17 protein-coding genes are annotated in these 25,892 nt (G+C 34.2%); 6 read left to right on the top strand and 11 right to left on the bottom strand.

The features are described from left to right. The 6 genes from DMB68_RS23695 to DMB68_RS20900 form a co-directional block, all read right to left on the bottom strand. A partial coding sequence (locus tag DMB68_RS23695) for a hypothetical protein (protein ID WP_231131708.1) occupies positions 1-197 on the bottom strand: 197 nt, incomplete at its 3' end. Between the two features lie 369 nt (positions 198-566). After that, positions 567-1,196, bottom strand: a complete 630-nt coding sequence (locus DMB68_RS20920; protein ID WP_110348582.1) for a DsbA family oxidoreductase — start codon at positions 1,194-1,196, stop codon at positions 567-569. A 247-nt stretch (positions 1,197-1,443) separates the two neighbouring features. Continuing rightward, a complete protein-coding gene (dnaN, locus tag DMB68_RS20915) occupies positions 1,444-2,562 on the bottom strand; it encodes a DNA polymerase III subunit beta (protein WP_110348581.1) in 1,119 nt (372 codons plus the stop codon). 107 nt (positions 2,563-2,669) lie between these two features. Beyond that, positions 2,670-4,355, bottom strand: a complete 1,686-nt coding sequence (gene gldG, locus DMB68_RS20910; RefSeq protein ID WP_110348580.1) for a gliding motility-associated ABC transporter substrate-binding protein GldG — start codon at positions 4,353-4,355, stop codon at positions 2,670-2,672. Beyond that, entirely contained in the window at positions 4,355-5,080 is a 726-nt protein-coding gene (gene gldF, locus DMB68_RS20905) for a gliding motility-associated ABC transporter permease subunit GldF (RefSeq protein ID WP_110348579.1), read from the bottom strand. The genes gldG and gldF overlap by 1 nt, the downstream gene beginning before the upstream one ends. A 142-nt stretch (positions 5,081-5,222) precedes the next feature. After that, on the bottom strand, positions 5,223-6,053 hold the full coding sequence (locus tag DMB68_RS20900) for an SAM hydrolase/SAM-dependent halogenase family protein (RefSeq protein ID WP_110348578.1): 831 nt from the start codon (positions 6,051-6,053) through the stop codon (positions 5,223-5,225). A 181-nt stretch (positions 6,054-6,234) separates the two neighbouring features. Between DMB68_RS20900 and DMB68_RS20895 the strand changes: the two genes are divergently transcribed. Beyond that, positions 6,235-7,185: a PhoH family protein gene (locus DMB68_RS20895; RefSeq protein ID WP_110348577.1), complete on the top strand. Its 951-nt coding sequence runs from the start codon at positions 6,235-6,237 to the stop codon at positions 7,183-7,185. 214 nt (positions 7,186-7,399) lie between these two features. Here the strand turns inward: DMB68_RS20895 and DMB68_RS23435 are convergent, their stop codons facing one another. Both DMB68_RS23435 and DMB68_RS20885 read right to left on the bottom strand, forming a co-directional pair. After that, positions 7,400-9,361: a GDSL-type esterase/lipase family protein gene (locus DMB68_RS23435; protein WP_165830179.1), complete on the bottom strand. Its 1,962-nt coding sequence runs from the start codon at positions 9,359-9,361 to the stop codon at positions 7,400-7,402. A gap of 77 nt (positions 9,362-9,438) precedes the next feature. Beyond that, complete coding sequence (locus DMB68_RS20885; RefSeq protein WP_110348576.1) at positions 9,439-12,165, bottom strand: pectinesterase family protein; 2,727 nt, start codon at positions 12,163-12,165, stop codon at positions 9,439-9,441. Between the two features lie 339 nt (positions 12,166-12,504). Between DMB68_RS20885 and DMB68_RS20880 the strand changes: the two genes are divergently transcribed. The 4 genes from DMB68_RS20880 (at position 12,505) to DMB68_RS20865 (ending at position 20,125) form a co-directional block, all read left to right on the top strand. Continuing rightward, positions 12,505-16,851 carry a hybrid sensor histidine kinase/response regulator transcription factor gene (locus tag DMB68_RS20880; protein WP_110348575.1) on the top strand — a complete coding sequence of 1,449 codons (4,347 nt, stop codon included), beginning with the start codon at positions 12,505-12,507 and terminating at the stop codon, positions 16,849-16,851. A 160-nt stretch (positions 16,852-17,011) separates the two neighbouring features. Beyond that, positions 17,012-17,842 (top strand): Cof-type HAD-IIB family hydrolase, encoded by an 831-nt coding sequence (locus tag DMB68_RS20875; RefSeq protein WP_110348574.1) that lies wholly within the window; start codon positions 17,012-17,014, stop codon positions 17,840-17,842. 157 nt (positions 17,843-17,999) lie between these two features. Next, on the top strand, positions 18,000-18,956 hold the full coding sequence (locus tag DMB68_RS20870) for a phosphoribosylaminoimidazolesuccinocarboxamide synthase (protein ID WP_110348573.1): 957 nt from the start codon (positions 18,000-18,002) through the stop codon (positions 18,954-18,956). A 29-nt stretch (positions 18,957-18,985) separates the two neighbouring features. Then, a complete protein-coding gene (locus tag DMB68_RS20865) occupies positions 18,986-20,125 on the top strand; it encodes a glycoside hydrolase family 26 protein (RefSeq protein WP_110348572.1) in 1,140 nt (379 codons plus the stop codon). 55 nt (positions 20,126-20,180) lie between these two features. Here DMB68_RS20865 and DMB68_RS20860 read toward each other — a convergent pair whose 3' ends face one another. Further along, the gene (locus tag DMB68_RS20860) at positions 20,181-20,720 is read right to left on the bottom strand and encodes an SRPBCC family protein (protein WP_110348571.1); all 540 of its coding nucleotides are present in this window, start codon (positions 20,718-20,720) and stop codon (positions 20,181-20,183) included. Between the two features lie 327 nt (positions 20,721-21,047). Between DMB68_RS20860 and DMB68_RS20855 the strand changes: the two genes are divergently transcribed. Beyond that, a complete protein-coding gene (locus tag DMB68_RS20855) occupies positions 21,048-21,428 on the top strand; it encodes an ankyrin repeat domain-containing protein (protein ID WP_110348570.1) in 381 nt (126 codons plus the stop codon). A gap of 268 nt (positions 21,429-21,696) precedes the next feature. On the opposite strand, the gene DMB68_RS20850 is transcribed toward DMB68_RS20855, so the two are convergent. Continuing rightward, positions 21,697-24,795: an efflux RND transporter permease subunit gene (locus tag DMB68_RS20850; RefSeq protein WP_110348569.1), complete on the bottom strand. Its 3,099-nt coding sequence runs from the start codon at positions 24,793-24,795 to the stop codon at positions 21,697-21,699. Between the two features lie 3 nt (positions 24,796-24,798). Continuing rightward, complete coding sequence (locus DMB68_RS20845) at positions 24,799-25,884, bottom strand: efflux RND transporter periplasmic adaptor subunit (protein ID WP_110348568.1); 1,086 nt, start codon at positions 25,882-25,884, stop codon at positions 24,799-24,801. Positions 25,885-25,892 lie beyond the last annotated feature (8 nt).

The following is a 25,892-nucleotide window of genomic DNA, read 5'->3' as shown; positions in this document are numbered from 1 at the left end:
ACAAGCTTTTTTATTGCATAATTTAAACCTTTTTTCAATATTCCCCTTAACTCTCTGATAAAACCCTTTTTACAAACAAAACTTTTTTGATCACTTGTAAGCTTTTTCTCTGTTTTTGTGTTGTTTTGGTAGTTTTCAGGCATTTTGCCATCTTGATTTTGTGGAGTTTTTGTCTTTTGGGGCGCTTTGATTAACAAAATTCAAAGCATCAAAAAGCTTTTCATCACATATTTGATCTCAAAAAAGACGATAAACCCCTAAACCCATCCCCTCTCTTTTCCTGAAAAAAGCCGCTATAGCCTCATAACAATGAAAATCCTTTTATTTTGGGTTTCAAAATAAAAGATTGTAGCGGAAGCGAGAGAAAACTCCTTATTAAAATCAAAACTTAAAACGGCTTTGACTTAGCTCTGCAGGACAATTGACATTTAAAACATAATTAAAACTTCGTTTAAGTTTACCCTTATATACTATAGTATACTTTTCTACTTATATATGTATAAAAAACAACCCCGGCAGGTTTTCTAAAAAAACTCCAAGGGTTGAGATTTCATAAATATCCAGTCTTATTTCTTTACTTCATTAATTGTTTGTAAAAAAGTTTCAAGGGGCTGCGCTCCGGAAATGGCATATTTTCTGTCAAAAACAAAAAACGGAACACCCTGCACTCCGATTTCCTGCGCTTCGGCAATATCCTTTTGCACATTATTCAAAAACATATTTTCATTTTCTATTACTTCGCGAACTTCATTTTCATGCAACCCTACCTGAATCCCTAATTTCATTAAAACCGAAGCATCATTTAAATCCTCTCCTTCTGTAAAATATGCCTTAAAGAAAATTTCTTCCATTTCACCATTCAATTGTTTGGTTTTAGCTAAATGTATAATACGATGAGCCGTTAATGAATTTGAAATAACAGCTTTTTCAAAATGATAATCCAAGCCAACATTTTTCGCACGCTCAACAACTCCTATATGCATTTCTTTTGACTGTTCAATTGAAATACCTTTCCGCTCAGCTAAAAAAGTATATACATCTTTATCTGGCTGAGGAGTTATTGATGGATCGAGTTGAAAACTTTTCCATTCAATTTCAAATTCATCATTTGGAAATTCAGCCAAAGCTTTTTCCAATTGTCTTTTTCCTATATAACAAAACGGACACATAATATCCGACCAAATTTCTATTTTCATACTACAAAAATAATTAAATGCCGCCAAAAATGTTTTTCGCTTAAGAAAACAATAAGAGTAAAATATTCAGATTTTCTTAATTTCAAGCTTTTCATGAATAACTAAAAATAAAAAACCGCAACTCTTATTAAGAGTTGCGGTTTTTAGGTATAAAAAATGGTTGGTTAATAGCGATATTTTTTTTTACAATGATATGCCTTTAATTTGAAACTAAAAAAAATCCTTGTAACAAATCCCGGTTTTAATGTTAACTATTTAACATCACAGGCATTACCAACATTGTTACAGTTTCTCCTTCTTCTAAACCATCTACAGGTGTTAGAATCCCAGCCCTGTTAGGCAATGACATCTCCAACATGATCATGTCAGATTGCAGGTTAGTCAGCATTTCTGTTAAAAAACGTGAGTTGAAACCAATTTGAAGATCATCTCCCTGATAATCACAAGTTAATCTTTCTTCGGCTTTGTTTGAGTAATCAATATCCTCAGCAGAAACATTTAATTCAGCTCCTGCAATTTTCAAACGAATCTGATGAGTAGTTTTGTTTGAGAAAATCGCAACACGCTTAACAGAACTTAAAAACAAAGAACGGTCAATCATTAACCTGTTTGGATTTTCTTTTGGAATCACCGCTTCATAATTTGGATATTTTCCATCAATTAGGCGGCACATCAAAATATAATTATCAAACGAAAAAGTTGCATTAGAATCGTTATATTCAATTTTTACTTCTGCATCAGAACTTCCAAGGATACTTTTTAAGATATTCAAAGGTTTCTTAGGCATAATAAAATCTGCAACCTGAGATGCTTTTACATCTGTACGTGCATATTTGACTAATTTATGAGCATCAGTCGCTACGAAAGTTAATCCTTCAGGTGAAAACTGGAAGAAAACTCCAGACATTACCGGACGTAAATCGTCATTACCTGCTGCGAAAATAGTTTTGCTTACTGCAGTTGCCAATACATCTGCAGGAACAAGTGTTACAGATGGATCTTCAAGATTTACTGATTTTGGAAATTCTTCTCCTGCAGCATATGCTAATGCATATTTCCCCGAATTAGAACTAATTTCAACGGTATTATTATCCTCAACCGTAAAAGTCAAAGGCTGTTCCGGGAATGTTTTTAAAATTTCAAGTAAAAGTTTTGCAGGCACAGCCACGCTTCCTTTACTTTTAGAATCGATTGATAATGTAGCTGACATTGTGGTTTCTAAGTCTGATGCCGAAACTGTCAACTCATTATTGTTTAGTTCAAATAGGAAATTGTCTAAAATAGGCAACGTATTGTTACTGTTAATTACACTACCTAAAACTTGTAATTGTTTTAATAAGTACGAACTCGATACTATAAATTTCATCTGTCTGTTTTTAATTTTTTTGAACCTATTTTAATAATATGAACCTAAAAATAGGGATTACAAATATATCGTAAACAATCTTAGTTTTACAATTTTTTTATTAACATCTATTTGCTGTATTGTCTTTTACGAATGTAGGTAAACACCAATCCGAAAATCAATAAAATCAGGATTGGAAGCCCGATAGTTATGAATTGCGTCTGAGTATAGTTTTCGTAAACTTTCTCTTTATCCAATAACGGTAAATCTAAATCTTTGCTTCTAATGTTAATAAGTCCGGTATCATCTAATAAATAATTGATACAGTTCATTATAAAATCTTTGTTGTCGTATAAGTTTCCTGAGCGTTGGTCGTACCCTAATTCAACTGGCATACTATTTTTATCCAATTGATTTTTAGCAATATCTCCATCAGATACTACAATCATTTTAGTTGGTTTTCCGTTTGCTGAAAATGTGTTCTCTTTAAAAGCCAAAACACGATTCTCAAAAGCAGAATGAAAACTTCCTTCTAATAAAACAGAAAGCAATAAATTTCCTTTATTAAGATAATCTTTTGGAGAAGTCTGCTCTGAAACAATGCCTAAATTAACCTCAACAGGAGCACCTATTTTTTTAGAGTAAGGAGATGACTGTAACAAAACTGTTTTCTTAATTCCGTTTTTCAATGTATCAATTGGGCTTGTAAAATCAAATTTGATTCCGCCTAAGTTTTTCACAATTGGATGTTTGCTCTCAGGTGAAACAAGCGGGGCAAATTTCCAAATAAAATCCTGGTATTGTGTTGCGCTTCCTTGTTCTCCGGTAGCTAATTTAATTGGACTTCCTTGTTCATCTTTTATCAAATCAGGATTAATTCGGAATCCGTATTTAAAGAACATATCATTCAAATTCAAATCTCTTGGGTATGCCAAAGTTGCACCTGCACTATTGTAAAGACTATCCATATCAGCAGCAACCTGATCTATCAGCCACAATGTTTTTCCGCCATTCATTATAAATTGATCCAAAACCTGTTTTTCTCCATCAGAAAAAGATTCAGTAGGTTTGGCGATAATTGCTAAATCATATTTTTTTAAAGCCTCTAAAGTTCGATTAGGATCTTTGGCAACAGAATCTAAAGTAAAAGGCCCGATGTAATAGCTTTCCCGAATCTGCATCAGCATTTTGGCAATATGAATTTCTTTCATTTCACCATTTCCTTTAATAATCGCAACTTTCTTTTGCTTGTCTTTAGTGATTTTATTGATCGCATCTGCAATAGAATATTCTAAATGCTGAATTGATCCTTTGACTTTTAGTTCCGTAGAAGCTCCCATAATGTTTTTCAACAAAGGAATATTAACTTCTTTATTATTATAAACCGCTACTGCCCATGGAAAAACCATTGCCTGAGATTGTTTTCCTTTGTCGTCAACTGTTATATTAATTGGCGTAAGTCCTTTTTGGAATAATGATTTTGTTAAATCTGCGCTTTCTTCTTCACTCTCCAGCGGATTTACAAATTCAAAAACTACATTTGGATTGTAAGCCTGGAATTCTTCTAGCAACTGTCTGGTTTCCTGCTGTAAACGTCTAAAATCTGCAGGAAGCTCACCATCCATATAAATCTTGATTGATAATGGATTTTGAACTTGTTTTACAATCTTTAAAGAAGTTTCGGACAAAGTGTATCGTTTGTCTTTTGTTAAATCAAATCGGTAGAAAAATAGAGTTCCTAATACATTTAGCATCACTAAAATAAAAATAGTAATCCACAATGTTTTGATATTTATTTGAGTAGATGCTTTCATTAGACTTTAAAGGATTTTAATTTATAAACTGTAAAAGACAAAAACAGCACTGTAATACTTAAAAAGTAAATTACATCACGAGTGTCAATTACTCCCCTACTCATACTTTTAAAATGATCCTGCATACCCAATGCAGATACAAAACCTGAAAAACCAGGAATGAGAGATTCCAATCCTTCAAATCCGAAATAAAGGAAAAAGCATAAAAAAACAGAAATGATAAAAGCAACGATTTGATTTTCTGAAAGTGTTGAAGTAAAAATTCCAATTGCAGAATAGGAAGCAATCAGAAATAATAATCCGAAGTAAGAACCAATAGTGCTTCCCATATCGATGTTTCCTTCTGGTAATCCTAAATCTGAAATCACTTTTACATAAATAAATGTTGGGATAATTGCCAGAATAATCAACAACGCTGCACCTAAAAACTTTCCGTTTACAATTTCCCAAATCGATAATGGTTTAGTTAAAAGCAATTCAAGTGTTCCTTGTTTTTTTTCATCAGAGAAACTTCTCATGGTAACAGCGGGAACCAGGAAAATCAAAATCCATGGGGCTAAGGTGAAAAACGGAGTTAAATCGGCATAGCCAGTATTCATAATATTGTAATCTCCCTCAAAAACCCATAAAAACAGCCCGTTGCTGATTAAGAAAATCGCAATGACCAAATAGCCAATTGGAGAGCCAAAAAAGGATTTTATTTCCCGTAAAATGATTGATTTCATGTAAAAACGTTTATTCTTTTAATCTGTTGATTTGTTTATTCAATTAACAGCGCGCAAAAATACCAAAATAGATCGTTCATTTCAGTAAATTTTTAATAATTCCAATTTGAAGCACTATTACGGAATTTATCATTTTAAAATCCTAATTCAGAAATTGCACCGTAATTACATCACGATAATTCAGTCCCAACAAACTATTTGCAGAACCTACTTTTGAAGGATTACTTCTAAAAATGGCAATTTCGAGAAAACCGGCTTCATTAAAAATGGCCAATTTTTCGCCTTCATATGTCTTTATAGGATATTTATCTGAGGTTGCGATAGCCGAATAATTAGGAAGAATGGTCTTTATATTTTTTGGCTTCATAACAATTTCGTAAGTACGCCCTTTCGCAACTTCAGTAAATTGCTTTTTAGAAATATTAGTGACAACATTCCCAAAATGGTCAATGTAGATCACATACCCTTTGATCGAATTCCCGTCGTTTGCTACAACCGACTGTAATTCGGTTATTTGTTTGATGCCCTGAATTTCTTTTCCGATAACATTCAACAAACCTCCTTTTGCAATATGACAGGCGACCTGAATAAAAATATCCAAATCACTGAATTCAGTAGGAAAACGATCATGAATATTGATTTCGACAATTTTCTGCGGAACTATCTTCTGCGTAAGCATGCTTAAAATACCGTTATCGGCACAAATAAAATAATGATCGTCCCATTCCATAGCAATATGCTGATTCTCTTTATTGCGTTCGATATCAACACCAATTAAATGCACGGTTCCTTTTGGAAAACTTAAATAGGATGCTCCGATAACATAACTTGCTTCGGCAGTGTTGAATGGATCAATGTCATGAGAAATATCAATAATTTGTACTTCAGGATATTCTGAAAGTATTTTACCCTTAAGCGAACCAACAAAGTGGTCTTTCAAGCCGTAATCGGTAGTAAGGGTAATTATTGACATATTTTTGTTTATAACTATTGGTAGTATTTCAATCTAATTTTCATTAAATTTGAGAAATGCAAAGCTAATAATAGTAAATACAAATTGAAAGAAAGAAAAGACAATTTGCATTTAAAGATATAAACATACCCGACAACAATAGATTTACAAACAAATTTATTTTAATTTAAATTTACCTCATTTGAACGAAAGAATTATAGAGCTTATAGACATCGCTCCAAAAGACTTTTGGGGAGCTCAGGACAGCCATTTAGAAATCATTAAAAAGTACTACCCAAAGCTTAAAATCGTAGCACGAGGGACAACTTTGAAAGCATTTGGCGAAAAAGAAGTTTTAGATGAATTCGAAAAAAGATTTCAGAGGCTTATGCTTCATTTTACCCGATACAATAACATTGACGATAACGTAATTGAACGTGTGATTATGAGTGATGGTCAAGATGAAAGAAAATCATTAGATCATGACAAAATACTGGTGCATGGAGTTGGCGGTAAAATTATAAAAGCCATGACGCCTAATCAGCAATTACTTGTTGATACAATCAAAAAAAATGATATGGTGTTTGCTATTGGTCCTGCAGGAACCGGAAAAACGTATACGGGTGTTGCAATGGCGGTAAAAATGCTGAAAGACAAAGAAGTAAAAAGGATCATTCTTACACGTCCGGCAGTCGAAGCAGGCGAAAATCTTGGTTTTTTACCCGGCGATATGAAGGAAAAACTCGATCCGTACATGCAGCCACTTTACGATGCTTTGCGTGATATGCTGCCAAACGAAAAGCTCGAAGATTATATTTTAAAAGGCATTATTCAGATTGCGCCTTTGGCATTTATGCGTGGACGTACATTAGATAATGCATTTGTAATTCTGGATGAAGCACAAAACACCACCCACTCGCAAATGAAAATGTTTCTGACCCGTATGGGGAAAAACGCAAAATTCATGATTACGGGAGATCCCGGTCAGGTAGATTTACCTAGAAGGACTATTTCCGGTCTGAAAGAAGCTATTTTGGTTCTGAAAGATATTGAAGGTATCGGAATTATCTATCTGGATGATAAAGATATTGTACGCCACAGATTAGTGAAAAAGGTGATTGATGCTTATAAGCAGATTGAAAATCACGACTAATTAATTTTAGTAAAATGTTAAATGTAAACCGTGAATTGTATTTTAGCATTTATTGATATTCGTTTTCTGCATAATAAAAATGTGGAAAACGAATATTTTTTTGATTGAATTTTAAATTCGGGGTTATCATAATCAAAAAGCCGCTAAATCATTAAATTTAACGGCTTCAATTAAACTTCAATTGTATTATAAACTTTACTTGATGGAATTATTTTTACTGTACTAAAAACTTTATTGTTTTCACACCGTCTTCTGATTCCACCTTTGCGATATAAATACCGTTAACTTTTGGCGATTCAAGACTTGAATTATCATTAAGAATTGATGATTCCTGGACTTGTTTTCCAGTTAAATCATAAATTGTGATTTTACTGTTTGAAGGAGCATTTTCTATTTTGATAAAACCATCTTTTACAATCCATTTTAACTGGTTTTTCGAAAAATCATCGGTAGCTAAATTTGTAGCAGGAAGTGCTACTCCGTGAATCCTGACATCCGAAAGGCAAATTCTTTTTCCTGTTGTTGCAGAAGTAGTATTGTACCATGGATAAACACGAACTTTTAAGGTTTTTCCATAAGGCACTTTAAGAACCGGTATTTTCGAAACAGCATACATGGTATTGGATGTCATACTTTGTAACTCTCCTACTACTGATGTAGTTACAAAATCATCAACTGAATAAGAAATACGGCATCTCATTCCGTTACCGCCGGCTCCGCCAACATATAAGCTTATCAAATCAACATTTAATTCAGTTCCTGCGGCAGGAGAAATTCCGAATTGGGTATAACGAGTAGATACCTCATCAATCTCTCCGGCTGGCCAGCTTCCTCCTTGTGGGTCGTTTCTTTGTGTTTTTCTTGTCGTATCATAACCACTGGCAGCTGGCCATGTAGTGCTTGCCGTTTGAGAATTAGCAGGTGCAGCATAGGACTGAACAGACATGCCGGTATGCGATTGATCCACAGCAATTGCAGGACCTTGTAAAACATAACTGTCGTTTGCGGTTAATCCCCAAATTAAATTGACTTCAGTTCCTCCCGTTAATGTAATAAAATTAGCTGTCAGTGGAACTTTTTTTGTTACTGCCCCATTAGTTACAGTAAGTGTGCCTGTTTTATTTCCTCCAGCCGATTGTGTTATGGAAATATAAAATTTTGTAAACGCAAGATTTCCTCCGGTATAATTCATGTTTATAGACGAACTAAACGTATCTGTTTTATTCGCAGCAATCAGGAAACCATTGTCTACAGAAAGACTAAACGCTCCGGCAGCCGGTGTGAGGTCAAAACCTGTAATAGTGACCTCTTTTGTAATTGTCTGTCCAGTATAGGCATCTCCAAAATCACATGCAGTTGGATTAATCAGTACATCACTTGATGTATTGATGTAAGACGCTAAAATATTTTGTTTCACCATTTCCTGGGCACATAATCGGGCAGTTAAGGTTCCTAATAATGCTGTTGGGTGCGTAGAATCAGCAGAAACATATAGCTGCGCTGTACTGGCAGCATCGCCATACGATTCAACCAGATTTTTTGTCAGCGTTGTTAAGTCGATAAGAAGTACGCCTTTTTCTACTGCAACTTCTTTCATGGCATAAGCGTAATCATATGTATGATCTGTAGCCGGAAGACTAAAATCGGGACCCAAATCATGCAGCCCTTTGCGGGTAATTGTACCTCCGCTAAAATATTTTCGACACAAAGAAGTCGCTAAAACCGGCGTAGCATTCAGGGCACGGGTTTCATCAATATACTTTCGAAGATATTCTTTGTAGGTTGTTTGTGGATTTGTACCTCTGTAATCCGTTCCGTTGATTGGATTTGCAGCATCAGTTCCTCCGTCAAGCCCTCCGTTTTTCTCATCATTATGAGCAAACTGAATGATAACATAGTCACCTGATTTTATCTGTTGCTTTACGGTTGTCCAATAAGGAGCTTCCATGTAGAAACTTTTACTGCTGGCACCGTTTTTTGCCCGGTTGTTAACCGTGACCCCTGTATTAAAAAATTGTTGGAACATCATACCCCAGCCCCGAATATCAGAAGTATTTTCGTCGTAAGTAGCCATTGTAGAATCGCCAATGGTATGAAGTGTAATTTGTGCCTTTGCAGAAATGATGCTGCAAAAAATAAAAGCAACAATAAATAATTTAGATAATAGTGATTTCATTTTTGGATTTTATTTTATATAAATTGTGGTACATGAACAGACATATACTTTGTGGTATTTATTGAGAAAGGATTGTATTATCTTTTATACACCTTAACAGCTCCTTGTTTGCCATTAATTTTATAGCGAACAATATAGATTCCGGTTTTCAGTCCGTTTAAATCAATTTCAGCAGTAGCTTTTGTATGATAAACGCGTTGTCCTGCAAGAGAGTAAACATCAAGGTTTTCAATTACGCCATTTACTTTCAGCATTCCGTTATCTTGTAAAAAAACATTTTCATTCAAACCTAAACTTGCAGAATTAACAATAATTGAGCCTGTGCCTGTAAGTAAACCCGGGTGTGTAGTTGCAGAATATGTACCATCTGCAAGGAGGATACCATTTAAAGTAAATTTTTTAACAGTAACGGCCGTGTTTAATACTGCAGAAGCTGATCCGGTAATATTCATGTTTAATTCATCTCCAGCACATTTTGCATGATTAAAAACAGCTTTATTGGTTGCTGCCAAATTGATTGTCGCTTTTCCAAAAGCATTTTCAACGGTTCCGTTAATTGCCGCTGAACCTCCGGCATTAGCAGCAGCAAGTGTCAAATCCCATATTCCTGTAAAATTACTGTTGTCTCCTCCCAGTTTTGCAGTTGCTGTACTGGCAAAATCCCTGATGTTACGTACAATTACTTTATTTGAACCGGTAAATGTTCCCGGTAAATCCATTGTATTTCCAGCCACATTATTACTGCTCATCGTAAGAGAAACATCACCTTCTGTAATGATTGAAGCATTTAAATACATACCTGTACCACTTGTTGCATAAGTAATTATGCTTCCCTGAGACATTCTTACAGGACCTAAACATTTTGAATCTTTTGTTTGTCGTAAACGAATTGTTCCGCCTGTTTTTACATACAAATCGCCCTCAAATTGTGAAAGAGTCGTTTCAATTGTTATTCCACTGTTTATGTTGACTTTTTCTCCTGCTTTTGGAAGCAAAGCCGGCGAGTATTTACTTACATCATCCCAAAGTCCACCCAAAAAAACAAATTCACTTGGTCTTCCAATGATTATCTTACCTGTCCCGCTGATAGTAGCAGCATTTGTGGCAGCATCGTAAATACCAATAGGCTGTAAAATACCATTGTTATACCATTCGTTAATTGTAATATCCTTATTAAGTACTATAGATGCTGATCCTTCTGTATAAAGCGCTGTTTTTGGCTGAACAGCATTACTGACATCTATTGTTAATTTCCCATTAGTTTTTACCGTTATTTTAGCTGAATTTCCTAATGAGTTTGCAACTTTGCCTTGTAAATCACCTCCTTCAATCACTAAATTCCCGCTATAACCTGAGTTATTGTTATTGAACTGAGCGATACCGTTGCCTGTTTTTGTAATTTGATGCACACCGCTTAAAATAGCATTGATATTCAGATTTCCCGATACATTGATATTTACTGTTCCTTTAGTTTTGATATTTCCGGATAATGAAGCAGTGGCTGAAGATGAAATAGCAGCCTGATTAAGTGTTAATAAAGTTGCTGAGCTATTTGTCGAAACATCAATAGTAGCTCCATTCAGTAAATTCAAATCTGAAGCAAAATTTCCTCCATTTGCATTTATTGTAAAATTGCCATCTACATTTGCAACTTCTGAAACTGCCGGAAGCCCGTTTGGATTCCAATTGTCAGCTTCAAGCCAACCTGTATTTGCAGCACCTCCGTCCCAGTTGAAAACTGTTACAGTTGGAGCGATAGCAGTGGGATCCCAATTATCTGAACCTGCCAAAACAATTTTTGGCTCGTATAAATTCGCTTCTGCCTGATCCATCATGGCTCTAAGTCCTGCCCAATTTGCCCTTCCACTCATATCAGCTCCGGGACCTGTATTCATCCATTCGTATAAATGAAGTCTGGTATCTGTATCAGAGTAAGTCATGTTCCATTTATCACCCCAGCCTAAAGGATCAATTTCTGCAGGCATTGAACAATACAGCCACGCTACTTTGGGATATTCATGCCATGGACGTCCGAATTTAATTTTTACGCCATCATCGCCATTTCTTGGGCTATTAGGCTGATAGGTCAAATTACATTTATAAAATACAAAGCCATATGTTTGCGAAGCTTCAGTTGAAGGTGCTGTGATCCATGCTCCTCCGTAACTTCTAATCTCACATTGATCAAAAACACCTATTCCACGACCATAAATGTAATCGGTACGGCCTAGAATCATACAGGATTTAAAATAAGCGCGTGAAGTTTCGGCTGTCCAAAAATAAATAGTATCCTGATAAGCTGCTATGTCACAATTTACAAATACATTTCGGTCAGCCTGCAGCGTAATAGCCTGAGCCTGTCCTACGGGCCCGGCGGTATTTCTAATCGTAATGTTTTCTGCCCTGAAATCATTTGCCATGATCGTAAGTGTTGCCGCTGTTCTAATTAAATTAGTATTGCTGCCCCATAGTGCAACCTTAGCATCCGGACATAAACCATCTCCGCCATCATTACAGTTATAAATATCATAAGAAATAATGGTTTCTTCCCTGCTTTCTCCAATCAAAGTAATATTGGTTTTATTGGCAGGAACGAGTAATTTTTCCTTATCATATAAACCTCTTTTGACATAAATAATGGTAGGTGTACCTGCTGGTGCTGCATCAAATGCCGCCTGGATAGAAGTAAAATTTCCGGTTCCGTTGATATCAACAATAATGTCCGGACTAAAATTTTGTGCAATAGATAAATTAATTGATAAGAAACCTATAATAAATAGGATAAAAAAGTCGAGTTTCTTCATAAAAGTTTGGTTGAGTTAGTAAATAGTAATTGAAAGTTAAAACAGAATAAATTTTTATATTTATCGGATATAAAATAGCAATGCAATATTTTTAATGCTAAATTTTTAATCAATCAACAATTATATCTCGCCAAAATTATTTTAATAAAACAGGAACGGATTTCAATTTTTGTGCATTTACTTTCAATTTTTGTTCATTAAACCCATTTATTAGTTTAAAATGAATATTATCTGCTTCTAAATGTACTATTTTCGAATAATGATTAGAAAACGATTTCGTAGATAAAAAACAGATCTTAAAAGCTGATAATACTAAATCATCAAAACAGAAATTACTGAATGAATAAAACTTTATTTTTTTACTTTTTTACCAGTCTTTTATTTATTGCTTTCACAAATAATTCAGAAGCTCAAATAAAATGCAAAATAGAAAATTACTCTACTGAAGATGGCCTTTCTCATGATGTAATCAGGGACATCATAAAAGGAAAAGATGATTTTATGTGGTTTGCAACATGGGATGGAATCAACAGATTTGATGGAAAAAATTTCATCACCTACAAAGCAACAGCAGGAGATCATAACACTTTAGGTAATAACCGAATCGATTTAATTAAGGAAGATGTTTTCGGATACATTTGGCTTAAAGCTTATGATGATCAGATTTACAGATTTGATAAAAAAACTGAATCCTTTCTTTCTATAGCAAATAAAATTGGCACAAATAAAATTGAATTTGATAATATTATTCCAACTCCTAATGGAAACGTTTGGCTGACTACTGTAAAGAAAGGGATCTACCTGGCACAAAAAATGAGTGATGACCAAATTAAAATCACCCATTTTGAACAACACTTAAAAAACAATTTTGCTATTACTTCTAACAATTTAAACTTTGTTTTTTCGGATAAAAGAAACACTCTCTGGATTGGTTCTGACAAGGGTGTAGACAGGATAACCCAATCTGAAAATCAAAATTACAAAAGTCAAAATATAATACGAAACAATAATATAACGTCTTTCTTTACACAAGAAAATACGATTTGGTTTGGTACGAGTAATGGGGAACTGATTTGTTATAATAAAAACAGTAAAAAATATTCGAAAACAACGATTAGCGAAAAAAGTATAAACTCCATTATAAAATCTAATAATGAGGATTTACTATTCCTGACTTCTTCTTCCGGTGAATTGATTACCTTCAATACTGCGATACAAAAAATTGACTCTAAACTTAGAATTTCTAATGATCCTATTTATAAAATTTATCAGGATAAGCAAGAAAATTTGTGGATTGAACCCAATAAAAAAGGAGTTTTAATGGTTAATCCAAAAACTAAAAGTATTCAGTTTTTTTCTCAACAAGCAGATGTTTCTATTATTCAGCTAAAAAACAGTTTTGGCGTTTTTGAAGATAATTTTAATAGAGTGTGGGTCAAATTAAAAGGTGGTGGTTTTGGATATTACAATCAAAAAACAAATTCTTTAGATTACTTTTTTAATAAACCCGGAGACCAGGATCAGAAATTTTCAAATATCATATCCAGTTCTTATTTCGACCGTTCGGGAATTCTCTGGATCAGTACCAATGACGGGGGTATTCATAAAATTATCCTTCAAAAAAATATTTTTCAGCAAAAGTTTTTAGTCCGTAATACCACTAATAAACTCGAAAATGAAGTCAGAGCGATTTATAACGATAAGAAAAACAGATTATGGATTGCTTCAAAAGCAGGAAAATTAAAAGTGTATCAGAACAATCAGGAATTAAAAAATCTGTTTGTAAATTTTAAAGCAGAGGATATTGGTCTGATATATACCATTGTTGGAGATTCAAAAGGAAATATATGGTTAGGTACAAAAGGAAAAGGTTTATACAAAGCAACACCTGTTAATGTTCAAAATTCTCAATATACATTACAACAATTTAAAGCAGATAAAAGTAATCCTAAAAGTATAAGCAGTGATTTGATTTACTCTGTTTTAGAAGATAAAAAAGGACGCATTTGGGTGGGAACTTTCGAACATGGAATAAATTTACTGGAGGAAAACAATGGAGAATTGAGTTTTAAACATCAATTCCGGAATTATCCTTATGAAGAGTCCAGCAAGGTCAGATACCTGATACAAGGATATAAGGGTGAAATCTGGATAGCCACAACAAACGGATTAGTAACTTTTGATCCGGATAATTACGAAGCAGATCAATTAAAATTTTCAAGATACACAAAAAGTTCCACAGACAAATTCAGCCTAAATAGTAATGATGTCTTGTTTATGTTTACTGATTCAAATGGCAAAATATGGCTTTCAACAGCCGGAGGCGGACTTAATCTGGCCATTGAAAAAAATCATCGTTTAAAATTCAAAAATTTCACAAAAAAAAATGGTCTCCCAAGTGATTTTATCCTGAGCATGGCTGAAGATGATTATAAAAACTTATGGCTGGCGACTGAAAATGGTATCTCAAAATTTAATTTGTCCAGCCAAACCTTTAAAAACTATGATTCTTATGACGGCTTGCTTAAAACCCGATTTTCAGAATCATCTGGTTTAAAACTGCAAAATGGCAATTTGATTTTTGGATGTACTAATGGTTACTTAAATTTTGATCCTGGAAAAATTGAACCCCAGGAGAATCATGCAAAAATGGTTTTTACAAATTTTGAAATAAACAATAAAATTTCGAATGTAAAATCGGCAGAATTACCTTTAAAATTAGATATAAATTATAATAACAAAATCGAATTAGATCATCTGCACAATACGGTTAGTATTTATTATACCGTTTTAGATTATAAATCCAATAATAAACAATTATACGCCTACAGATTAAAAGGTCTTGATGACACCTGGCATCAGGTGAAAAATCAGAAAAAAGCAACCTTTACAAATTTAGATCCGGGAGACTACGAATTCGAAGTGAAATGTTTAAATACCGATTTGTACACCAATACACCGGGCAAAAAATTATCCTTCACTATTACTCCTCCATTTTGGAAAACCAATTGGGCTTATTTTGTGTATGCAGTTTTGATTCTTGTTATACTGGAAATTTCAAGGAGAATTGCCTATTCAATGATTCGATTAAGAAATAAGGTTGTTGTAGAACAAAAAATGACCGAACTAAAATTAAGCTTTTTCACCAATATTTCTCATGAATTAAGGACACCACTTACGCTAATAGTTAATCCTCTGGAAGAAATTGCTAAAAATGAAGAATTTAGTCCGTTAGGCAGTGAATATATAGAAACTGTGAGAAAAAACACGAATCGATTGGTGCGATTTGTAAATCAATTGCTTGATTTTAGAAAAGTCCAAAGCGGCAATGAAACACTTCATGTTGAATCTATAGAACTTATACCATTTGTAAATGAAATCATTTCTTTATTTTCTCAGGCAGCACACGAGAAAAATATCAAAATTAAAGCCCAATCCGGCTCTGAAAAGCTTATTGTAAATCTCGACAGAGCAAAAATGGATATTGTAATCTATAATTTATTATCGAATGCTATTAAATTTTCTCCTAATAACAGTAGCATCATAATCGAATTAAAAGTCGAAAATAATAACCTTCTAAAAATTAATGTTATTGACCAGGGTGTTGGTGTAGAAGAAAATAAATTGGAGGATATTTTTAAACTTTATTATGAAACCAATACCGATAAAAATAAAAATGTCGGCACTGGAATTGGCCTTGCGCTTTGCAGGGAATATATACAATTACATCAGGGCACTATCTATGCCATTAATAATGATTATAAAGGTCTGACTGTTTGCATAGAAATAGATTTAAGCAATAAAATTTTAAAAACCAATCCCCCTGCTATACCAAATTTTGCTGAAGAAAAATTAGAAAAACATTTCGTTATTGATGAACAAAGTGATGAAAATCAGCTTCAGGAAAGTAACTCAAAACTCCCTTTGGTTCTTATTGTAGAAGATAACCCTGAATTAAGGAAATTTTTAAAAAACCAATTACAGCGTTTCTTCCAAATTTTGGAAGCTGAAAACGGGAAGCAAGGTTTGCTTATTGCGACAGATAAACTTCCGGATTTAATAATCAGTGATATTATGATGCCTGAAATGGATGGTATAGAATTATTAGACAAAATTAAAAACACAACAGAAACCAGCCATATTCCGGTAATTTTATTAACGGCAAAATCATCTGTTGAAAGTAAAATTGAAGGATTGAATTATGGGGCAGATTATTATATTACAAAACCTTTTGAAACAGATTTTCTAATTGCTTCTGTCCAAAATTTAATAAAATTCAGAAAGAAAATTTTTGATAGTCTACAAAATGATGCAAAAAAGATTGAGCTGAATCCTGGGGAAATTGTCATTACAACCAAGGATCAGCAGTTTTTAAAAGACATTATAACTTTAGTAGAAAATAGCCTGAATGATCCGAAATTTAATATTGATGTTATTGCAAAAACACTAAATATGTCAAGGGTGACCTTTTACAGAAAATTTAAAAGCCTTACCAATATAACGCCGGTAGAATTTGTCAGCGAACTTCGTTTAAAAAGAGCAAAACAATTTCTGGATGCAGGTGAAACTGATATCGCAAACATTGCTTATAAAGTCGGATTTAATGGTGCAGGATATTTTAGCACCTGCTTTAAGGAATATTACAAAATATCTCCTTCTGATTATTTAAAGAAAAAAAAGGAATGAAAATATGATTTAAAATCAGTATCGTAAAACTTATACTTAGATAAGCAAATAGTTAAATAAATAATAAACTTCCCTTAATTCGGGCTTTAGAATCATTTAAACTTTGTTCTTCCCGCCAGAAAGCGGTAAATTTGCACTTCATAAATATTTGATTATTAATATGACTAAGCTTAAAAATATAAAAGTTGTAGTAAGCGATTTAGACGGTACTTTACTCAACCCTCAACACCGAATTTCAGATTACACCAAATCCATTTTTCAGGAACTTCACAATCAAAATTATCTTATTGTTGTAGCAACAGGACGCCATCATCTTGATGCGATGGCTATTATCGAAACGCTTGAAGTCCCTGTTTATTTAGTAAGTTCAAACGGAGCCAGAATTCATTCGCCGGAAAAAGAAGAATTGTTTTCTTTTAATTTAGACAGTGATGTTGTAAAAGCAGCTTTGAATGTTGAAATTGATCCTGAAATTACAGTAGTTTTATTCAAAGAGAATGTTTGGCAAACCAATAAAGTGAGCGAAAAACTAAATGCTTTTCAGGCTGAATTAAAATATCATCCCGAATTAGTTGATTATAAAACATTGGAAGATTTTGGAGCTATTAAAATTTTCTTTTCGTGTGATAACCATGAAAAATTAGTGAAATTAAAAGATGCTGTTCTGGCAAATTCTTCAGAACATTTACATCATGCATTTAGCTTGCCAACTTGTCTGGAATTTATGGATAAGTCAATTGATAAGGCGGTAGCTATTGAGAGGGCTCTTGAAAAAGAAGGCTTTACATTGAAAGAAGCTGTATGTTTTGGAGATGGATTCAACGATGTTCAGATGTTATCAGCGGCAGGAAAAGGCTTAATCATGGGAAATGCTCCGGCTTTATTGAAAGAAACTTTGCCCGATTTGGAAGTTATAAAAACCAATGCCGAAGATGGTGTGGCGAGATATATTGCGTCAAAAATACTTGATAAAGAATTGGCTTCAAGCTAATTTATATAATTTAGAACTTTAAATCCCTGAAATACTAACTCAGGGATTTTTTTTATTTGAATTTTAATACGATTTCTAATTTATCTAATCCGTTTAATGGTGTAACTATGTGAAATAATTTTAAATTTGCATTTATAAAACAATACAACCAAGGAAAATGAGCAATACAATCACAACCACAAATTTTAATTTCCAAAACCAGAAATCAGTTTACCGCGGAAAAGTTAGAGAAGTTTATAATATTAATGATGAACTTTTAGTAATGGTCGCTACTGACAGGCTTTCGGCATTTGATGTGGTTTTACCAAAAGGAATTCCGTACAAAGGGCAAATCTTAAATCAGATTGCTACACGATTTATGGAATTGACTGAAGATATTGTTCCGAACTGGCTGATTGCAACTCCGGATCCAAACGTTGCTGTTGGGCATTTGTGCGAGCCTTTTAAAGTAGAAATGGTAATTCGCGGTTACCTTTCAGGACATGCTGCGAGAGAATATGCTGCAGGAAGAAAACAGATCTGTGGAGTATCTATGGCAGAAGGCTTAAAAGAAAATGATAAATTCCCTGAACCAATTATTACACCAACTACAAAAGCTGATAATGGTTCACATGATGAAGATATTTCACGCGAAGACATTCTTGCAAAAGGAATTGTTTCTGAAGAAGATTATATTGTTTTGGAGAAATTCACACGTGATTTATTTCAAAGAGGAACAGAAATTGCTGCAGAGCGTGGTTTGATTTTAGTGGATACTAAATACGAATTCGGAAAAACAAAAGAAGGTGTTATTGTTTTAATTGACGAAATTCATACTCCGGATTCTTCCCGTTATTTTTATGCAGATGGTTATCAGGAAAGACAAGACAAAGGCGAAGAGCAAAAACAATTATCAAAAGAGTTTGTACGACGCTGGTTGATCGAAAACGGTTTTCAGGGACAGGAAGGTCAGCAGATTCCTGAAATGACGGATGCTTACATTGAATCAGTATCTGAAAGATATATTGAATTATACGAGAATATTTTAGGAGAAAAATTCGTTAAGGCTGATATTGATAATATTGACCAACGTATTGATAAAAATGTATCAGAATATCTTGCTTCAAAAGAGTAATTTTCGGGTTTAAATTAACCATTTAAACCATGAATATATTTCCAAATAAAAAAAATGCCTTGCTAATTGTGTTAATGACAGCAGGGCATTTTCTTTTTGCACAAATTGATAAAAATGCAACAAAGGAAACTAAGAATTTATACAACAATTTAAAACTGATTTCAAAAGAACATATTTTATTTGGGCATCAGCATGCACTGGAATATGGACATGGATGGTCTAATGAAAATAATAAGTCAGATGTCAAATTAGTAACCGGTTCACATCCTGCAGTTGTGGGAATTGATTTCAGTGACTTTTCCGGACAATCAAAAGAGAAGACTGAAAAAGAGAAAGAAAGGTTAAAAAAAAATGTAATTGATACTTATGGACGGGGCGGAATTACTACTGTGTCCTGGCATTTTAATAATCCGGCATCAGATGGAGGTTTTTATTGGAAAGACGGAATTTCGACTGCTTCAATTTCTTTAATTAAGCCTGGTGGTTCTCATCACCAAGAATACAAAGAAATTTTAAAAACCATTGCCGATTTTGCTCATTCGGTTAAAGCAAAAGACGGCAAATTAGCTCCTATGATTTTCAGACCTTTTCATGAATTTGATGGCGACTGGTTCTGGTGGGGTAAAAAATATACTTTCCGTGAAGATTTTATAACTGTCTGGCAATTTACAGTTTCTTATTTGAGAGATACTTTGGGGGTTCATAATTTTATTTATGCTTTTTCACCAGATAATCGGTTTAATTCTGAAGAAGAATATTTGGAGCGATATCCCGGAGATGATTACGTAGATCTCTTTGGAATGGATGATTACGGAGATTTTGGACGTGAGGGCAAGTATGATCTGGAAGCAGCTAAGAAGAAATTGAAAATAATTTCAGGTATTGCAATCAAAAAGAAAAAATTAGCCGCTTTTACAGAGACAGGTTTAGAATCTATTCCAAATTCTACATGGTGGACACAAACACTATTAAAAACATTGCAATCGGAAAAGTTAGAACTGGCTTATGTTTTGGTCTGGCGTAACGATATTACAAGTCCGACACATTATTATGCACCTTTCCCTGGCCAGTTAAGTGTCCCTGATTTTATAAAGTTTTATGACGATCCTTATACGTTATTTGAAAATAATTTGAAGAATGTCTATCAAAAGAAATTCAGATTGAAATAGTTTTTTAGCCACAGATTTTCAAATTGAAATGATTTAAAAATCTGTAGCAAAATTATTATTGTTCCATTTTTGTTTTTAAATTTTCTAAACCCTTTTGCAAATCATTACCAATCATTTGATCCATTTTCATCATGGGCATCATAATATTCATGGGATACGGAAAAACACCTTTGATTCCCCATTTTACTTTAGTTTGATTTCCGGGTACTGCTTCTGTAGACATAAATCCCTGGGCTGTATCCTCCATTGGCTTTTTAAAACGTAAAGCAAAATCCAGACGTTTTCCTTCAGTAATTTTTGTGATTTCCTGCTCACCAACACCAACATCCTTAACATCACTTTCCCATGCAGAAATGGCACCTACAGTTCCGTCTGTTCCTCTGTACGTAGATTTCATTTTAGGATCAATATTAGCCCAGACACTAAACTTGTTCTGGTTTTTTAAATATCTGACATAATTAAAAACCGAATCAACTGGTTTATTAATCGTAATTTCTTTCGTAACAGCGTATTCTTTGGGCATGAAATAAGCTGCAATTAATACAATCGATACAATCAAAATAAGGACAATTAAGATTCTTTTGATGACTAACATAATTCTGTGGTTTAAAGGTTAATAGTAGTCTTTTGTAAAGTTTGGAAATATTGTAAAGTTAAAAAAAGATAAACCACCAATTAAAAATTTTCCTTTTTTATAAGATTTTATATATCTTTTTCTCAGAAACTGTAACATATTAATTTAATCATCGTCTATATATAAAACCTGTTATTAGACATTTAAGGCTACTGACTCAGTTTGTTAAATAAATGTTAATAATTAGTTAAAACAAAGTACCTTGCAATACATAATACAAAAAATAAAATTACATTTACACACAATTTAAAAATCATCAATCAATCATTTAACGAACAATCAATCATCATGAAAAAAACAGTAATTTATTTAGGATTAGCATTAGTAGCATTTACAAATGTTTCAATGGCTTCAAATAATGAGCCATCAGTAAAAAACCAGGTAGAGTTATCAGCTTATTTTGTATCTCCATTGAACATTGCAATTAGCAAAGGAGATATTGAAGTGGTTAAAAAATTTATCGAATATGGAGCTGATGTAAATCAGATATCTGAAGATATGTCGCCTTTAATGATTGCCGCCCGATCAAACAAGGTAGAAATCATGAAAATTTTATTAGCAAACGGAGCACGCCCGAATGACAAAAATGAAAGAGGGTATACTGCTTTAAAATATGCACAATTATCAAATGCTACAGATGCAATTGCCATTTTGAAAGAATTAAAATAAGAGTTTAAACCTAAAAGTTTAAAGAGTTTTTGAGTTAGTAATAAAACGACCTTCCTGAGCAGAAGGTCGTTTTTATTTTTAGGTCTTTTTAGCCCCGATGGGACTGGCATCCTTTTATGGTGGGGTTCACCATAAAAGATATAAGGGACAGCGGGATCAGCTTCTGAAAATTAATATCCTCTCATTACTATTTCTGTATAATACAAAAAGCACCATTATAAAAATAATGATGCTTTTCTCCCCAAATTAAAATAACCAACTATTACTATTATTCGATTGGAGCGTGCTTTTTACGATTGAAAATCCAGAACAGAATTGGGAAAACCAATAAGGTTAAAACTGTTGCTGTGATTAATCCTCCAATGATTACAATGGCCAATGGCTTTTGCGACTCTGAACCAATTCCTGTTGAAATTGCAGCAGGTAACAAACCGATTGAAGCCATTAACGCTGTCATCACTACGGCTCTCGTTCTGGCTTTTACTCCCATGGAAATAGATTCTTCGAGTGAAAATTTAGCCTTCAGATTATGATGGAATTCGGATATCAGGATAACCCCGTTTTGAATACAGATTCCGAGTAAGGCTATAAAACCAACCCCTGCCGAGATTCCAAAATTCATTCCCGTCAAGTGCAATGCTATAATTCCTCCGATTATGGCAAACGGAACATTAGACAAAACGAGCAGTGAATCTTTTATATTTCCAAATAGAATGAACAGCAGTACAAAAATTCCAATTAAACTGATGGGTACGACCTGAGCGAGACGCGCACTCGCACGAACCTGATTTTCAAATTCACCTGTCCAGCCTGTCGTATAACCTGCCGGCATTTTCACTTCGGCTACTTTTTCCTGTGCCTCGGCAATTGTGCTTCCCAGATCACGATCACGAACAGAGAATTTCACACCAATAAATCGTTTGGTATTATCCCTGTAAATAAAAGCCGGGCCAGTAACGGTTTTAATATCACATATTTCTTTCAACGGAATTTTGGCGCCGCTGATTGTTGGCACTTTTAATTCGGCTAAATCCTCTTCATCTTTTCTATATTCTTTGGAAAAACGAACCCTTACATCGAATTTCTTTTCGTCTTCATACTTTTGAGTTGCTGTTTTTCCTCCAAAAGCCAATTCTAAAACAGCCTGGGCGTCACCCAAAGTTACACCGTAAGCCGCCATTTTTTCTCTGTCCAGAATCACACTGATTTCAGGCTGACCAACGTTTCTCAGAATTCCGACGTCTTTTATACCCGGAATATTTTTGATTTTCGCTAAAACCTCATTTGATAATTCATCCAGTTTATCCAAATCATCACCATAAATTTTCACTGCATTTGAAGCTTTAAAACCCGCTACAGATTCGGCTACATTGTCAATAACCGGCTGCGAATAGTTATAGGTAATTCCCTGATGTACTTTTAGTTTTTGGTCCATTTCGTTAATCAGCTCATCCATATTGATTTTACGCGTCCATTCTGATTTAGGTTTTAAATCTACCTGAAGCTGTATAAATCCAAAACCGTTCGGGTCTGTTCCGTCATTGCTTCTTCCGGTTTGTGAAAGTACTTTTTTTACTTCGGGAAAAGTTTCCAGATCTTTTCTGATCAGTGCCGCTGTCTGTACGCTTTCAGGAAGCGACGTGCTCATTGGCAACTCTGCAGTTACCCACAAAGCACCTTCGTTTAACTGAGGTAAAAATTCGGTACCTAAAAACGAAGCCGAAAAGAATGTTGCAGCAATAATCGAAATTGAAATAACTAATGATTTTACTTTGTGTTTGAATGTCCACGCAAAACCTTTCCCTACGATTCTGTCCCAAAAATTCACAAAAGGATTGTTTTTTTCTTTTACATTTTTGTTTAAAAGAATGTGTGACAAAACCGGTACGAGTGTCAGAGTAAAAAGCAAAGCTCCCATTAAAGCAAAACCTAGCGTAAAGGCCAAAGGCGAGAACATTTTTCCTTCTACTTTCTGAAAAGAAAATATAGGCAGTAAAGCTGTAATAATGATTAACTTAGAAAAGAAGATGGCTTTACCCATTTCTGTTCCGGTTTTCTTAATCAGACTACCTTTTGCAATTTTATTATAAGCTGTCATTCCTAATTGATGCGCACGGTGATCCAAAACCACAAACAATCCTTCGACCATTACCACCGCACCGTCAATAATAATTCCGAAATCGACTGCACCCAGACTCAGTAAGTTGGCGCTCATTCCCATCATTTTCAGGCATAAAAATGCAAACAATAAAGAAAGTGGAATCACAATCGAAACTGTAAAAGTAGTCCTCCAGTCGGCCATGAAAAGAAACACAACGCAGGTAACCAGAATAATTCCTTCAAATAAATTGTGCATTACCGTTTCTGTCGTGAAATTCATCAGATTATCACGATCGTAAAAAGTTTCTATTTTAATGTCTTTAGGAAGTACATTTTCATTTAAATCCTTGATTTTGTCTTTGATTAAAGCCAAAGTTTCCTGAGCGTTTTCGCCTTTACGCATCACGACAATTCCCTCGACAGCATCATCATTGTTTCCAATACCCGTCTGTCCTACTCTTGGCATTGAACTTTCGTAAACAGAAGCTAAATTTTTAACCAAAATCGGATTTCCTCCCGCCTGATCAACGATGATATTTTCAATATCTTTTCGGGATTTTAAAAGTCCAACTCCACGAACCACAAAAGCCTGTCCGTTTTTTTCGATGATATCACCACCAACATTCAAATTTCCTGTATCAACAGCATTATAAACCTGAAGCGGCGTAATATTGTATTTTGCTAATTTAACGGGATCAACACCAACTTCGTACGTTTTAGTCTGACCTCCAAAAACATTCAAATCGGCCACACCCGGAACAGAACGAAGCTGTTTGTCGATCAGCCAGTTTTGATACGTTAATAATTCACGACTGTCACGGCTGTCACTTTTTACTATATATCTGAAAATTTCACCTGTTGGACCATATGGCGGCTGAACATCGGGTTCGACATCATCAGGCAACGTAACGTTTTTTAATAAATTATTGACCTGAAAACGGGCAAAAGTATCATCGACTGCATCATCAAAAATGATTTTGATAACCGATAAACCAAACATGGTAATACTTCGTACGCTGGTCTTTTTCTGAACCGAGTTCATGGAAATTTCAATAGGAGAAGTCACAAAACGCTCTACTTCTTCGGCACTTTTTCCGTTCCATTGTGTAATGATGATAATCTGAGTATTCGTTACATCCGGAAAAGCGTCAATGGGCATATTTTTGAAGGAAATAAATCCTGCAACAGCCAGTAATCCCACCCAAAAAAAGGTAAATGCTTTGTTCTTGAGCGAAAAAGCAATAATATTTCGTATGAATTTGTTCATGTCTTATTCGTTTAAAGCACGGTAAATAAATAACTGATTGTTGGTAATGACTTTTTCATTTTCTTTTAAACCACTTGAGATGTAGGTAGTTTTTCCAACCACTCGGTAAACCTCAACTTGTCTGGTTTCGATGTTATTTCGGTCTTTGAAAATCATGACGAAGTTTTTACTTTTATCGAAAACAATAGCGTCACTCGGAATTGCAATCATCGATTTATCTTCTTTAAAAGATAATTTGATGTTGGCATTCATATCCGGTTTCAGTAAAAATCCCGGGTTTTGCAATTTAACCCTTGCCTGCATCGCCTTGGTTTCCGGATCAATCACGTTAAAAATTTTATCTACTTTTCCTTTAAAAACCTGATCAGGATAACTTATGGTTGTCACATCTGCATCAATTCCTAATTTTACTTTATTAATGTCGATTTCATTAATGTTTGCCATAGCCCAGACTTCGCTTATTTCGGCAATGTCAAAAATATTTTCTGAGCGGTCAGAGCGCAAAAGCATATCCTGATTGATGCTTTTTTGAATCACAAAACCACTGATTGGTGCTGTTACTTCGTAAATGGAACCAGCTTTGATATTATAGATTTTATACGTTTCCTGAACTTTGCTTAATTGCGACTGTGCTTTATTCACTTCAGATTTTGCCTGAAGCACATCACTTTCAGAGTTTAATTTTCCATCAAATAGTTCCTGAGCCACTTTCAGGTTATTTTTAGCAACCAGCAAATCACTTTTGGCATCGAGCGATTGTTTCTCGAAATCGGCAATATCAGTACTTTTTATAGTTGCCAGTACCTGACCTTTTTTTACATAATCGCCAAGCTCTACATTTACCTTGATTACGTTTCCTCCTACAAGCGGATAAACATCGATCATTTTATTGTTGTCGGCCGTAATTTTACCGTAAAAACTCAATTCGTTTGTTACGGGCTGTGTTTGAGCAACTGCTGTTGTTGTCGTTTTTAGCATGTTATCGCTTAAAGCAAAAGAGGTATTGATCTGCGGATTTTCTATTTCTTTTTTACAGCCTGCAATGGATAAACTCACAATTGCAATTCCGATAATTAGTTTATGTTTCATTTTATTTG

It is taken from the genome of Flavobacterium hydrophilum (assembly GCF_003202405.1).
GTDB lineage: Bacteria > Bacteroidota > Bacteroidia > Flavobacteriales > Flavobacteriaceae > Flavobacterium > Flavobacterium hydrophilum.
This window is presented reverse-complemented; position numbering and strand designations above follow the sequence as displayed.